Annotated in this window: 14 protein-coding genes and 1 pseudogene; 8 read left to right on the top strand and 7 right to left on the bottom strand. The window is 34.0% G+C overall.

What is annotated here, in order from left to right; all coding sequences use genetic code 11:
* Window positions 1–152: 152 nt before the first annotated feature.
* The 3 genes from AMQ68_RS08255 to AMQ68_RS08250 form a co-directional block, all read right to left on the bottom strand.
* Window positions 153–1,337 (bottom strand): DUF1501 domain-containing protein, encoded by a 1,185-nt coding sequence (locus AMQ68_RS08255; protein ID WP_054510174.1) that lies wholly within the window; start codon window positions 1,335–1,337, stop codon window positions 153–155.
* An 85-nt stretch (window positions 1,338–1,422) separates the two neighbouring features.
* Window positions 1,423–1,872 carry a DUF1800 domain-containing protein gene (locus tag AMQ68_RS25815; RefSeq protein ID WP_262483897.1) on the bottom strand — a complete coding sequence of 150 codons (450 nt, stop codon included), beginning with the start codon at window positions 1,870–1,872 and terminating at the stop codon, window positions 1,423–1,425.
* A 26-nt stretch (window positions 1,873–1,898) separates the two neighbouring features.
* Window positions 1,899–2,801: a DUF1800 family protein gene (locus tag AMQ68_RS08250; protein WP_262483896.1), complete on the bottom strand. Its 903-nt coding sequence runs from the start codon at window positions 2,799–2,801 to the stop codon at window positions 1,899–1,901.
* A gap of 235 nt (window positions 2,802–3,036) precedes the next feature.
* Here AMQ68_RS08250 and AMQ68_RS08245 point away from each other — a divergent pair, with 235 nt between their 5' ends.
* The 7 genes from AMQ68_RS08245 to AMQ68_RS08215 all read left to right on the top strand — a co-directional run bounded on the left by AMQ68_RS08245 (window position 3,037) and on the right by AMQ68_RS08215 (window position 9,871).
* The gene (locus tag AMQ68_RS08245) at window positions 3,037–3,600 is read left to right on the top strand and encodes a hypothetical protein (protein WP_054510173.1); all 564 of its coding nucleotides are present in this window, start codon (window positions 3,037–3,039) and stop codon (window positions 3,598–3,600) included.
* Window positions 3,601–3,715: 115 nt separating this feature from the next.
* A complete protein-coding gene (locus AMQ68_RS08240) occupies window positions 3,716–4,765 on the top strand; it encodes a glucokinase (protein WP_054510172.1) in 1,050 nt (349 codons plus the stop codon).
* Between the two features lie 149 nt (window positions 4,766–4,914).
* The gene (locus tag AMQ68_RS08235; RefSeq protein ID WP_054510171.1) at window positions 4,915–5,481 is read left to right on the top strand and encodes a YceI family protein; all 567 of its coding nucleotides are present in this window, start codon (window positions 4,915–4,917) and stop codon (window positions 5,479–5,481) included.
* A gap of 78 nt (window positions 5,482–5,559) precedes the next feature.
* Window positions 5,560–6,186 (top strand): YceI family protein, encoded by a 627-nt coding sequence (locus AMQ68_RS08230; protein ID WP_054510170.1) that lies wholly within the window; start codon window positions 5,560–5,562, stop codon window positions 6,184–6,186.
* Window positions 6,187–6,254: 68 nt separating this feature from the next.
* The gene (locus AMQ68_RS08225; RefSeq protein ID WP_054510169.1) at window positions 6,255–6,893 is read left to right on the top strand and encodes an alpha/beta hydrolase; all 639 of its coding nucleotides are present in this window, start codon (window positions 6,255–6,257) and stop codon (window positions 6,891–6,893) included.
* Between the two features lie 111 nt (window positions 6,894–7,004).
* Window positions 7,005–8,351 (top strand): ammonium transporter, encoded by a 1,347-nt coding sequence (locus AMQ68_RS08220; RefSeq protein ID WP_054510168.1) that lies wholly within the window; start codon window positions 7,005–7,007, stop codon window positions 8,349–8,351.
* Window positions 8,352–8,449: 98 nt separating this feature from the next.
* On the top strand, window positions 8,450–9,871 hold the full coding sequence (locus AMQ68_RS08215; protein WP_054510167.1) for an L-serine ammonia-lyase: 1,422 nt from the start codon (window positions 8,450–8,452) through the stop codon (window positions 9,869–9,871).
* Between the two features lie 76 nt (window positions 9,872–9,947).
* On the opposite strand, the gene AMQ68_RS08210 is transcribed toward AMQ68_RS08215, so the two are convergent.
* The 4 genes and pseudogenes from AMQ68_RS08210 to AMQ68_RS08195 all read right to left on the bottom strand — a co-directional run bounded on the left by AMQ68_RS08210 (window position 9,948) and on the right by AMQ68_RS08195 (window position 13,471).
* On the bottom strand, window positions 9,948–11,603 hold the full coding sequence (locus AMQ68_RS08210) for a serine hydrolase (protein ID WP_054510166.1): 1,656 nt from the start codon (window positions 11,601–11,603) through the stop codon (window positions 9,948–9,950).
* Window positions 11,604–11,617: 14 nt separating this feature from the next.
* On the bottom strand, window positions 11,618–12,190 hold the full coding sequence (locus tag AMQ68_RS08205) for a YIP1 family protein (protein ID WP_054510165.1): 573 nt from the start codon (window positions 12,188–12,190) through the stop codon (window positions 11,618–11,620).
* 10 nt (window positions 12,191–12,200) lie between these two features.
* A pseudogene (locus AMQ68_RS08200) lies at window positions 12,201–12,472 on the bottom strand (DUF2089 family protein).
* Between the two features lie 153 nt (window positions 12,473–12,625).
* Complete coding sequence (locus tag AMQ68_RS08195) at window positions 12,626–13,471, bottom strand: prephenate dehydrogenase (protein WP_054510164.1); 846 nt, start codon at window positions 13,469–13,471, stop codon at window positions 12,626–12,628.
* A 540-nt stretch (window positions 13,472–14,011) separates the two neighbouring features.
* Here AMQ68_RS08195 and AMQ68_RS08190 point away from each other — a divergent pair.
* A complete protein-coding gene (locus AMQ68_RS08190) occupies window positions 14,012–14,503 on the top strand; it encodes a GNAT family N-acetyltransferase (protein ID WP_054510569.1) in 492 nt (163 codons plus the stop codon).
* Window positions 14,504–14,558: the final 55 nt, after the last annotated feature.

Below are 14,558 nucleotides of genomic sequence, written 5' to 3'. Positions count from 1 at the left end.
ATCGATTTCCTTGTTAAAAAAATAACAGGAAAGAAAGATGAGAAAAAACCAATTCCAACCCAACCTTAAGGATTGTGAAGTTAAAAAATAAAGAGAGATTGTTTCAAAAGCAATCTCTTTTTTTTGTAATGATGGTATTTAAAGCCAAATGATTAAACAAAATCATACACCCCGTTTTTCCAGCCCAAAACTTTAGAAGAATCTGCTTTTAACCAATTTTTCAGAACTGTAGCATATACTTTCCTGAAATCTTCGGTGTACATTAAATCTCCTTCATTCAAATTCTGTAGATCGGGGAGTGCATTGAGAAGTCCTTTCTTTTTTAGCCCGCCACTGATAAAAAACATTTGATTGGCGGTTCCGTGATCGGTTCCGTTGCTGGCATTTTGAGCAACACGACGACCAAATTCTGAGAATGTCATTAATAAAATATCATTGAACAAGCCGTTAGCTTTCATATCGGCAACGAAAGATTTTACGGCTTCATTAATATCGCTAAACAACTTTTCCTGTCTTTCATTTTGGTTAACGTGCGTGTCAAAACTTCCCACAGAAAGATAATACACCTGAGTATTAATATCAGATTTTATCAATGAAGCAACGGTTTTAAAGTCTTTTCCTAACTGTGAATTAGGATACGTTTGATCCGTTTTTTTTGCTTTGCTTTGATCGAAAATATAGCCTGCATTGTTGATTGTTGAACCCAGCGTTTGATATAAATAAGATACCGTTTCGTCATCATGATGATGATCGTAAAGCGACTTGAAATATTTCTCCTGACTGGTTTGATACAATCTTTTAGGATCTTTGAAAGCGAAAGCTTTATTATTTTCTCCTTTTAAGGCTAAACTTAGCATATCATCAACTTCCAAAGCTTGTGTTGGATGCTCACATTTGTAACATTCTTCATCCAGAAAACGTCCTAACCATCCCGTTTCTAAAAACTCATTGCTTTTGCTTGCAGATTGCCAGATATCCATACTTCGAAAATGGGATTTATCAGGATTCGGATAACCCACATTGTTCATAACCGAAAGGTCTCCATTGTCAAACAGTTCTTTAAAATAAGACAAAGCCGGATTAATTCCTGCTTCATCATTAAGCGGTAAAGAATTCTGTATGGCAATTTTGCTTCTTTCTTTAAAATAAATGTCATTTTTTGTAGGAATGATCGTATTTAATCCATCATTTCCACCCGTGAACTGAAGAACGATCAAGATCTTTTGATTGCGTTCCAAAGCATGGTCCAATGTCATCGACTTTAGGAAATTAGGTACCATTAATGATGCGGTAGCTAATGAACTTATTTTGAGAAATTCTCTTCTTTTGATTAGCATAATATTAGGGTTTAGAATTTAGGGTTTAGGAATTAGTTCATGGCTTTTTCAAGATTAAGCCCTAAAACCTGATCCCTCAAAATATTTACATTAATTGATATTCTGGGGTTGACATTAAATTGATAACATCCATTTTCACGCTGTTGTCTGAGAAGTTTTTTACCGTATCCATATCCAGACTTTTTTGATTTTGAATCAAATAATCTTCACAGTTTTTTTTATTAAAAGCTTTTTCAACACGAGTCCAGTCAATGGTAATATTCGGGTTTTTAAAACTTTTGTTTAAGGCGGTTTCTCGCGATTTCATTCCCATATCAATATCATCATCTTCCCTCGGAGAATATTCTAAAGGCCGTAAACCCGACCAAATTTGAGGAATCTGAAGTCTGAGCATTAATGTTGAACTGTCGATCCAGGATTTTCCGTTGGGCCATCCCGAAACATTGGGAGGGTAAAGCAACATTTGGCCTAATAATTTTTGATACACGATGAGGTTTTCAGGATTTTGAATATTCATCGGCAACGTCCTCATCATTCCTACCATTAATTCTATGGGAGATTTTATTCTGTTTCCAATATTTTTTTGTCATAAAACCATGCGCTTGAAAATATATCAGTCATTAGTTTTTTGATGTCGTAATTGGAGGTGTAAAAACTGTCGCTTAACTTATCCACAATATTCTCATCAATCGTTTCATTGACAAAGAATTTATAAATTTTAGCGGTAATAAATTTAGCGGTTGTTTTCTGTTCAAGAATGATATTTAACGCATCAGTTCCTGTAAAATTGCCTGTTTTTCCAAGAAAGGTTTTTGTACCCTCATCATGAAGTTTTTTTCTTTCAGCAAAATTCCCTTCTTTATCATATCCCCAGCCTGTAAAAGCTCTTGCTCCTTCGCGGATGTCTTTTTCGGTGTAATTTCCTCTTCCCATGGTAAATAATTCCATCACTTCTCGGGCAAAGTTTTCATTGGGATGATCTTTTTTATTTTGTTGATTATTAAGAAAATTAAGCATGGCCGGTGCTTGACTCACTTCAAACAAAAGATCTTTGAAATTTCCTAAAGAATTTTTTCTGATGATATTTAATAATTGCCTGTTGAATTTTGGGTTTTGAACTCTTGAAGCAAAATGTCCGTGCCAGAAAAAAGCCATTTTTTCTCTCATTTGTTCATTGCTGTTGATCATTTTATTGAGGAAATTCAGATTCAGTTCGTTGTTTTGATCTCTGTTAATTCTCTGTATTTCCTTTTTCTTTTCAGCAGGGGATTTATCGCTCATGTAGTCAATTGTTTCTACATCAGGAGTATTATAATTAACCTCCGAGAAATTTTCTTCTTTAAACAGTTCTTTGATTAAAGTTTTACTGTCTTTGTTTTTCAAATCTTCAAACTGATTGATTCCCGCTCCAAAACCGGCACGCCAAAGAAGGTGTTTATTATGTAAAAGTGAAGGGTCGATCATAAGACAATTTATTTTTTGGATGTTTCTAAAGGTAAAAGGTTAAAAGGATAACGGTTAAGAATTCTTAATATTACTTTTTAAGGTTTCAAGTTAAACACTTATTTAATTTTTGATTAATTTAATTAATTGATATTCATTATTTTGTGATTTTTTTAAATGTTAAAATGAGCAGTGAAGCGTTCCTTGGCACGATTTTTACATCTAACTGATTAGTAAAATTTAAAACAATAGAGTTATGAAAATGTTTAAACAAGCTATCTTGCTAGCTGGAGTTTTAACGGTTGGTGTAGTAAGTGCTCAAAGCTCAAAAATGAATAATATGATTAAGGTGGGGGCCAATGTTGGTTTAGCAGTACCCTCAGATAACTTTTCTGCTTCTGCCGGAGTAGATGTAGCATATCAAAACTTAATCACTCCTGGATTTGGGTTAGGTATCGCAACAGGATATACCCATTATTTTTCTAAGGATAACAACGGAATCAACAACAATGACGTGGGGGTAATTCCTGTAGGAGCATTGATCAGAATTTATCCTAAACAAACAGGATTTTATTTCGGAACAGATTTAGGGTATGGTTTCTTGGTAGGTGATGATAAGGTAGCTTCTAACAGTACGGTTGACAGACCGAATGGAGGTTTTTACATCAAACCAGAGATAGGATATCATAACAAAGACTGGAATTTCTTCGTACAATATCAAAAAGTATTTACAGGAGATAAAGGCCAGATAGGAGATAGAGACTACAATGTGGGGAACATTGGCGTAGGATTTTCTTACAATATTGCATTAGGAAAGTAATTAGATTTAAATATAAACAATTATTAACCAAAACCTTTTCGTTTTTTTGAAAAGGTTTTTTCTTTCCCTGTAGTATTTACCAAAACAATTATTATATTTGATAAAATTTGTGATTATGATTTTGAATCCAAAATTTCCGCTTTATTTACCAGGAGTAAAAAACAGTAATAATGATAATGTTTCTATCATTGGGGCAAACCTACGTGAAGATACTACAACCTTGGGCTATTTTGTTTCCGGTAACGGAGGTCTTGAGATGAAAATCCAAAAAGATTACCCAACGAAAGAGTACGCTTCTTTTTCGGATATATTGAAAATATTTATTCAGGATAACGCGTTGGAAAATGTAAAACGTTTGGGAATGGCAATTCCCGGACCCGTTCTTTATGGAAAGAGTAGCCCTGCAAGATTAGGCTGGAACTTAGATCAGGAAGAAATCACAAGAGATTTCGGATTTGAGAGAGTAGACATGCTTAATGACCTTGAGGCTTCTGCTTATGGAATGGGCCTTCTTGAAGATTCTGATATGGATGATATCTATACCAGCGGTCATCTTGAAAACGGTAACGTAGCAATCCTTGCGCCCGGAAACGGACTGGGAGAAGCCGGATATTTCTTTGACGGGAAATACTTAAGACCATTTGCAACAGAAGGTGGTCACTCAGAATTTTCTCCAAGAACAAACGTTGAAGTTGAGTTCTATCAATTCTTAAATAATATTTATGGAATTGTAAGTTGGGAAAATGTACTTTCTAAAACCGGATTGTTTAATATCTATAGGTTTTTAAGAGACGTAAAAAGACATCCTGAGCCGGAATGGTTATCAGAACGTTTGGCTAAAGGAAACTTTGTTGAAGAAATCTATAAAGCAGCTGTGGAAGATGATGTATTGATCTGTAAAATAGCGTTAGATACTTTCCTTGAGTTTTTAGCAAGAGAAGCCAATAACATGACTTTAAAGTTGAAAGCGACAGGTGGATTATTGATCTCAGGAGATATTCCGCAGATGATCAGTAAGTATATAGATAAAGACAAGTTCTATGAAAAATTTAGGATAAGCGATAAAATGGAGGAGATGCTTAAAAATATTCCGATTTACCTGATTAAGCAAAATCAGACGGGATTAAATGGCGCAGCACTCTATACTGCTTATTACCAAGAATAAAGATCAACTCCGAAGAAATTCGGAGTTTTTTATTATGTGATATTATTCATGAAATTTATTATTTTTATTGATATACATCAATGAAATCTATTAGATAAGTTGGCTACATTTGCATCATTAAATAAACAAAGTAAATAACTTATTTCAAAATGAAAAAAATATTTTTATTAGCAGTTTTAGCTGGTGGTTTAGCTTTCGGACAGTCTAAAAAAGTAGTAGCATCTGATGTTCACTGGTGGGGGTATAAAGTTGCTAAATCTGAGGCAAGCTCTCATGATGGTACTGTAAAAGTAAAATCTGGAGATATGATCATGAAAGGAAACCAATTAGTAGGGGGGTCTTTCACTTTAGACATGACTTCTATCAACTCTACTGACCTTTCTGGAGAATACCAAGGAAAATTAAACGGACACCTTAAAAACGGAGATTTCTTTGAAGTGGAGAAATTCCCTACCGCTACTTTTAAAATTACTTCTGTAAAGAAAAATAATGATAAAATTTACGGTTTTTTAGTGACAGGAAATTTAACAGTTAAAGGAAAAACTAACGAAGTTGCTTTCCCTGCAAAAATTTCTTACAGCAAAGGAGTGGTAAGTTTAGTATCAGATAAATTTACGATCGACAGACAAAAATTTGATATCGCTTACAAGTCTACCATGCAAGATGTTTTTGTGAAAGATGAAATAGATATGGTTGTAAAAGTGACTGCTAAATAATTTAATCAAAAAAAGATTGTTAAAAGTGTAGAAGTTCTACACTTTTTTTTATTTTTGTTGAATTGTAAATAAAAAAGAATGAAAAGATTACTATTGTTTGCGATGATGTGTGCGAGCATATCATTTGTTTTTGCTCAAAGGAAGTTTGATAAAGTATCAAAAGTTACTTCATCTGAGATCAGATGGTGGGGATATAAAGTTGTAAAAACTGAAGCTTCATCACATTCCGGAACGGTAAAACTAAAAAGTGGAAAATTCAACTTTGATAAAACGGTCTTGGTAGACGGAGAATTTGTGATAGATATGAAGAGTTTAATGGCGGGTGATGTTTCAGATGAAGATATGATCAAGCTTACGAACGATCTTAAAAGCACGAATTTTTTCGAAGTTAAAAAATTCCCGATCGCAATATTTCATTTAACTAAAATTATTCCTTTAGCAAACAGCCAGTACAATTCAACCGTGTATGGTGATGTAACGATAAAAGGGGTGAGAAAGACTATCACTTTCCCTGCTAACGTATATGTTACTCAGTTTACAGTAGTTGTTGAGTCTGCTAAGTTCTCATTGAACAGAAAAGATTTCAAAGTATTCTATCAGTCTTCATTGAAAGATTATTTCATCAAAGACGAAATGGATATCCAGTTCAAAGTTTCTACAGAGAAATTGGATAATGACAACAGAGTTCCTGTAAAAAAGAAGTAGGATATTCTACTTTTATAAATAAACGAATGAGTGATTTTTTAATCACTCATTTTTTTTATTTTAGCATCATGAAAGTTTATGTTGTAAGTGGTCTTGGTGCAGATTTTAAAGTACTCGAAAGACTACAGTTTCCGGAGCATTGTGAGATTGTTTTTATCGACTGGTTGATTCCTGAGAAAAACGAACCTCTTTCTGCCTATGTAGAACGTATGGCTGAGAAAATAGATACTTCAGAGCCTTTTTGCCTTTTAGGATACTCATTTGGAGGAATTATCGTTCAGGAGATCAATACAATAAAGCCGGCTGAAAAAGTAGTTATTCTAGGCAGTATAAAATCTGACAAAGAAAAATCAAAGTTTATAAAGACAGGAGAAGTTACAAAAATTCCAAGAGTGCTTCCTTTAGGACTTTTTAATAATAGAGCTGCGAATGTATATTCTGTGGTTAGAAAATTATTTGATCCTAAAAATCCTAAAATCTTGCAATATTTCAAAGTAAGAGATCCTTATTATTTAAAATGGTCAGTAGAAAAAGTCTCCGAATGGAAATTTGAAGAAAATCCCAACGTGATTCAGATTTTGGGAGATCGAGATTTTGTTTTTCCGATTAAATATTCAAAACCTAATTACATTATTAAAGGCGGAACGCATCTGTTTCCTGCTACAAAATACAAAGAGGTTTCTAAGGTATTAAGTGAAGTTTTTTAAATTTAAAACAATTTTAATCTTAATTTATTGTAAAATTTAAGGGGTTTATTATTTTAAAATATGATTTTTGTAAAATTATGTTTACTTTTGATAGGGTTAAATTTAAATTTTATGAAAATAGGATTAAAGTGGATTGTTTCATTTGCTATCATAGCTCTTGTTGCAATAGGCGGATTATTTTGGAGTCTGATCGTTGATTTTCCAAATAACGGAGAGTTTTTAAGTGAAGATAAAATCGTTGGAGCAGATGTTGCCTGGGTCTTATCTGCGGCAGGTCTGGTGTTGTTAATGACGCCCGGATTGTCATTTTTCTACGGCGGAATGGTTGGTAAGAAAAATGTTATCTCCACCATGCTGCAAAGTTTTATTGCTCTCGGTGTGATATCTATTCTTTGGGTTGTGGTTGGGTTTTCTTTGTCTTTTGGAGATTCTTTAGGTTTTGAAATTAATGGAGTCCATTATGGCATCATTGGAAACCCGCTAAGCTATCCCTTTTTTACCCGTGTAGGTGTTTTGCCTCATAAAATGATGGCTTCTACCATCCCTTTTATACTTTTTGCCTTGTTTCAAATGAAATTCGCGGTGATTACTCCGGCTTTGATCACAGGATCTTTTGCCGAAAGAGTGCGGTTTATTTCGTATTTACTGTTCATGGTGCTTTTCAGTATTTGCATTTACGCACCGCTTTGCCATATGGTTTGGCATCCGGAAGGGCTTTTAAATAAATATTTTGGAGTTAAAGATTTCGCAGGCGGAACTGTTGTTCACATGAGCGCAGGATTTGCAGCATTAGCCGGAGCATTAGTGTTAGGAAATAGAAAGAAACCGCATCATGAGCCCTCCAATATTCCTTTCGTTCTTTTAGGAACCGGAATGCTTTGGTTTGGATGGTTTGGATTTAATGCGGGGTCTGCGTTGAGTGCCAATGCTACAGCAGCGACTGCTTTTGGGACCACAACAATTGCTTCTGCATCTGCTATGATGACGTGGATATTTTTCGATAGAATTAACGGACGAAGTGTTTCTGCTTTGGGAGCTTGTATTGGTGCTGTTGTAGGGCTTGTGGCAATTACTCCGGGGTGTGGCTTCGTTTCCATCTCTGAAAGTCTTTTTATAGGTTTTATTTCAGCCATTGTTTCTAATATGATGCTGAATTGGAAAGCATTGAAAAAGATTGATGATACTTTAGATGTTTTTGCTTGCCATGGAGTAGGAGGAATTATGGGAATGATTCTTACTGCCATCTTTGCCCATGGTGAAAACGCAAGTCTTCTGCATGGTGGAATTGGCGTGTTTGCTCATCATATGATGGCTTTAGTACTTGTTTCTATATTTGCATTTTTTGGCTCGCTATTGTTATATAAAATCACCGATAAAATTATCACCCTAAGAGTTTCGGAAGAGTCTGAAGAGATGGGGCTTGATTTATCTCAGCATGAAGAAAGCCTTAAATGGTAAGTTCAAATTTTCAAATAATTACGAATCCGTAGAGAAGACCGAGCTTCATAAGGATTTATCATGTATCTTTGTTTTTGAGGTAATATGATGAATTATTTATGGAATCAATATCAGTTTTTGAGATTATTAAAGTAGGAATAGGGCCGTCCAGTTCGCATACAATGGGGCCATGGAATGCAGCCTCTGCATTTATCAGAATTATAAAAAGAGAAAGATCAATTGCTGAGGTTAAAGAAGTTTTTCTGGAATTTTTCGGTTCATTAGCTAAAACGGGGATTGGTCACGGTACCGATATTGCCGGAATGCTTGGTTTGAATGGTGAAGATTTCAAAACCATCAATACATCAAAAATTGATGAGATGGTGGAAACAATAAAAAGAGATCAGATCCTAAATCTGGGAGGTGAAAAGAAAATTCCGTTTATCTACGGGCATCACCTTGTTCTTAATATGAAAGAGTCTTTGGATTTCCATCCTAACGGAATGATCTTCAAAGCTATCTTTGAGGATGGAACAGAGCTTGTTCAGGATTTTTATTCTGTGGGAGGAGGTTTTATTGCAAGTCAGGAAAAAAATTCAATAGAAAAACAATGTGTACGTACATTATATCCTTGTCATCATGGAAAGGATATTGTAAAATATTGTGAGAAGTTAGGGTTTAGCAAGGTTTCAGATTTGATTTTAATTAATGAAGAAAGCTGGAGAACTCAAGAGGAAACAAGAGCCGAAGCCCTTTACATTTGGAAACAAATTAAAGAATGCATCTATAAAGGCGTCAATAAAGAAGGAATTCTTCCTGGAGGATTAAATGTTTCCAGAAGAGCTGCCGGAATCAACAGAAAATTATTAGGAGAAGATAAGATCTATAAAAATAAGGATGAATGGTTTCAGATGGTAGTAGATGCCGAAGAAAACTTCACCAATATCAATAAATGGATCGCCTGTTTTGCATTGGCTGTAAATGAAGAAAATGCAGCTTTCGGTAGAATTATTACGGCTCCTACTAACGGAGCGAGTGGGGTAATTCCGGCTGTATTAATGTATTCTCAGGCTTTCACGCCTTTCACAAGCGAAGATGATATTACAAGATTTTTATTGGTTGCAGGAGAAATAGGAACATTATTCAAAAAAAATGCAACAATCTCTGCAGCAATGGGAGGTTGCCAGGCTGAGGTCGGAGTTTCTTCGGCAATGGCTGCGGCGGGACTAACAGAGATTTTAGGAGGAAGCATTGGTCAGGTTTTAATGGCTGCGGAAATTGCGATGGAGCATCATCTTGGCTTAACTTGTGACCCAATAAAAGGATTGGTTCAAATTCCTTGTATTGAAAGAAATACGATGGGTGCAATGAAAGCTATCACGGCAGCAAATATTGCTCTTGAAAGTGATCCTGCAAAAGCAAGAGTAACTTTAGATGAGGTGATTCAAACCATGTGGGAAACTGCTTTATCAATGAACGACAGATTTAAAGAAACATCTGAAGGAGGATTGGCCATTGCGGTGAATGTTCCGGAATGTTAAATTTTCAACCTGAATATAAGATATACTAACAGATAAAAAAATCCTTAGATCATATGGTCTAAGGATTTTTTGTTATTTATTTTCTGTTAAATACATAGGTTTTTCCACCTTGTAGAAGCTGTAGCTGATGTTTTTCTGAGTCGAAAATAATTTTGATACCCGCATCGTCAAATTTAAACTGATCTTTTTCTATATATTCCAATGGAAATGGCGGCTGTCCACTTCCCTGTGCGAGTAGTTTTCCGTCTTTGGAAATAATTTTTAATGCTAAAGGGATATCTTTTGAAGAATAGTCTCCCAAATACTTTTCCAGTTCTGAGGCTGGAATTTTTGTCTCATTAAATACCGGAAACTCAAAATCCTGATTATATATAATTCTTAAAATATCAATATAAAGCTTATTGTGAGGGAGATTTTCACCATTTATGGTAACAGCGAATGATAACTGATCCACTGGTTCGAAAGACAGCGAAGAATGTGTTCCCGCCGTATCACCACCATGTCCAAAATAAGTAATATTGTAGAAAGGGAATTTCATGATTCCTCTACCGAAATGTTTTTCATCTTTTTGAGGCATCATGATTTCCAACGTTTCTTTTTTTATCAATTGATTGCTGAATAAGGCATTAATAAACATATTCATATCCGTTGGGGTAGAAGTGATATCTCCTAAACCGATACAGTTGTTAAAGTTGAAATCCTTAACCTCACTCCAGTTATTATTTTTATATTGATAAGGCTTAAAAGTATTTCCTGCGTTATCAAGTACGGAAAACGTATTGTTCATTTTAGCTTTGTCAAGGATGTTTTCTTTCAGGATTACATGATAAGGCTGATTTTTTATTTTTTCTAAAATTCTACTCAAAAGAAAATAGCCGGAATTTGAGTATTGAGTTTTTTCTCCGGGCTGAAAGCTTACTCCATCTTTTTTTATTGCTGAGATGATGGCATCATTTCCCACAGGTTTTCCAAATAACCAATTGTTCTCAAGTGATTTTCCTACATAATCTCCTAGTCCACTGGTATGGTTCATTATGCTTCCAATAGTGATTTTTGCGGCATTGGGAATTTCAGGATAAAATTTAGACAGTTTATCAGACAAGCTTAATTTATTATTCTCAATCAGCTGAAAAATCATAACGGCAGTCATTAATTTACTGATGGAACCAATTTGATATTTGGTAAGCTCATCGTAGCTGCTATTTTTTATCTGGTCTTGTCCGAAACTTTTTTTGTATACTTCCTGACCTTTTCTGAAAATAGAAACACTGCCAATTCCTTGCTTGTTTTTGGCGATATAATCTAGAAAATCATCCATCTTTTTGGTATCAATGGCATGATCTTTAAGGTAAGGAATATCTGTAGTTTTTTCAGCAGAGTCAGCTGTTGTTGGTTTATTGGTGAAATTTAAAGGAAGACTAGCCCCATTTTGGATGAGGTTTCCTTCAAAATGATCTTTTTTAAAGATTCCCTTATATATCGCTTTTATGCTTTTGACTTCAAAGGTTAATTCATTATTGATAAACTCTGTTTTGTCTATAGCAATATCTTTTGTGCTTTGTTTAGGGCTGTTGAGGGAGGAGATGTATCCTGTGTTTGTTTTCTTGATATTAAGGATAACAGGAAGTATTGTACCACCGGTATCAAGGTCTCCTTTCCAAATTCCTTCAATAGTTTGGGCGTGACAAATCTGTGCTAAAAATAATAGCACTAATAAAAGTTTTATTTTCATAATCGTATGTGGGTTTAGTTATTGAAAATTTGGCAAATGACCATCGTAAGAAATGAGACGACACAAAAAAGAACAACACTTTGCCATTTTTTTATATTGGTTGCTGTTTTAAAGCCGTTATAGTAGATAGCCATGCTGTAGATGAGTATAGTGCATACAAATATTATGGTTGAAATCATTATAATAAAGTCTACAATAGGGAATGATCCTGTAGGATTTTTTTGATAGATTCTAACTGTTTTTGCTGCAGTATTTATGAAGGTCAGTTTTTGAAAAAGCAATAAAAAGGCAAGAGGTATTTGTGAGATTAAAACAGTATTCACAATATCGATAAATCGTGTTTTGGAATTTAAAATTTTGCCTAAAATAAAAAGAATGATAATGGATGAAAGAAAACTTATCAATGTAGGAATTGCCACCCCTTGAACAGATATTTTTTCCAGATTATTAATTCGATAGATGCTGCTGAAATAGCTTCCGGAAAAGTAACCAATTGCTATAACCATCGGGATAGATAGAATTCCGGCAATCAGTAAAGTTTTATCATTAAACCTTTCAAACGGATTGAAGACTGTTTTCCAATTCATAAAAATGATTTTAATTGTTAGCTTTTAATTGATCTATTTTCAAAATCAGGTCGTCCATTTTATTTCTCATGGTAGGGTAGGAAAGATCTGCCTGTTTTGCCACTTCTTTGATACTTCCACTCGATAAAAAAAGTTGAGGATAAAATCCTGCTCTTCTCTGTTTAGTTTAAGAAAAACAGGAAGCTCATAATCTCCACTCACTTCTGTTGTACAGCTTGGGCATTTCATCTGACTTACATTAAGCGTGTGATCACAACTTGGACAAATAATTGGCAGTTTCATTGAATATTGTTTTTACAAAAGTAATTAAATTTTTAATAAAGTTAAAAAATATTTTAACTTTATTAAAAAACATGTTGAATTTAGGCATAAAAAAAACTTCCAATATCGGAAGTTTGTAGGGTTGATTTATAGTTAGAAATGGTGAAAATGCGCCTATTTATCAAGTATTCCTCTTATTTTGTTCGCATTCGATATCAATTCTCCTAAATATTCGTAATTTTCTTTTTCTAAAGCAGATTTGAATTTTCTTAATTGGCTGATATGTTCATTTAAAACATCCAACACATTTTCTTTATTTTGTTTGAAGATCGGAACCCACATTTCAGGATGAGATTTTGCTAAACGAACGGTACTCGAAAAACCGGAACTCGCCAATTGAAAAATAGTATCTTCTTCGCGTTCCTTTTCCAAAACAGTGTTGGCTAATGCGTAAGAGGTGATATGTGAAATATGCGAAATATAGGCAGTGTGAACATCATGAGCTTCTGCATCCATATAGATTAAATGCATATCAAGACTTTCAACAATTTTTTCTACTAAAAGCAAAGCGTCTTCAGCAGATTCTTCTTTATTACAAATCACGCCCGCTTTTCCTGAAAAACTTTCAGAGATGGCTGATTTCGGACCGCTATTTTCCGTACCCCACATTGGGTGAAAAGCAACAAATCTTGAACGCTTCGGATGATCTTTTACAGACGAAACGATTCCGGCTTTGGTAGAACCTGCGTCCATTACGGTTTGTTTGTCAGAGATTAAATCTAAAACGCCGGGTAGTATTTTCCTTGCAGAATCTACAGGAATAGCGATGATGATGAGGTCCGAATTTTTTATTCCGTATTCAAGATCTACCTTGGCATCAATGATCTTTAAATCTAATGCTTCGTTAAGGTGTTCGTTACTGTTATCTATTCCGTAAATAAAATCTGCAATTCCTTTTTGTCTTAATTTCAATGCGATAGATCCTCCAATGAGACCTACACCGATGATGCTTATTTTCATCTTGTTAAATTTTTTAAAATAAAAAACCCCGCCCAAGGACGAGGTTTATGTTATGTTTATAAGAATCCCTATCCCAAATTTGAGTTTAAAATTCTATAATAATATGTTCTGTTGTTTGTTATCATAAAGCGAAGGTATAAAATATTTTTTACAATGTAAATATGATTCTTACATTTTATAATGAATATTTTTCAAATCCAATTCAAAAGATAAAGTCCAATTGATTATTGAATAATTCAGGTTCTTTTCCTATTCAATAAATATCCGGTATTTTGCTTTCAAATCATATAAACTGATTCGGCAAATATCATTGATTATTTATCGAAAATTCATCAAAATATTTAAAATAAAAATCCCTGGGGTTAACCAGGGATAAAAACTAATAACCATGAAAACTCAAATTAAACATGAGTTATTTGTCTATATTAAATAATCGTGCCAAAGATTATTTTCAAAATATGATATATTTACATGTTTTAAAAATTAGAGAGAATAATATTGTTACAAATAGGTACTTGAATGTTACAAAATGGATTCAAAATGAGCAGTGTTAAAATTGAATACCGTCCGCTATTGCCCTGTGAAAGTAAAGATTACAGGATGATAAGATTGGAAAGTTTGAAAGTGTTTCCCGAATCTTTTGGTGCCAACTATGAAGAATCGTTAAAAATTGAAAAATTTACATTAGAAGATAATATAGAAAATCCGGTTCAGGAAAAATTAATATTTGGTGCCTTCGATAGGAGTGAATTAATTGGAATTTGTGTTTTTGTAAAAGAGGGGATTTCTACAGGCAGCATTTATCAAATGTATGTTAAGAAAAATTATCAGGGAAAGAATATCGGGTTCGGATTAATTCAGTCCGTTATTCATGAAGCGGAAAATAGATTTCATGATATTGACATTGTTTTAGAGGTTACCGCTCATAATCTTGCGGCCTATCATTTATATAAAAAATTAGGCTTTGAAGAAATCAATATTGATTCAGAAAAGAATAATGGAAATAAAGTCATGAAGTATAGAAGGAATTAACTTTACAAAAGAGCCTAGATTATAAACCCAAGCTCTAGTTTTTTTAATTTACCCA

The sequence above is a fragment of the Chryseobacterium sp. ERMR1:04 genome, assembly GCF_001297705.1.
Lineage (GTDB): Bacteria > Bacteroidota > Bacteroidia > Flavobacteriales > Weeksellaceae > Chryseobacterium.
This window is presented reverse-complemented; position numbering and strand designations above follow the sequence as displayed.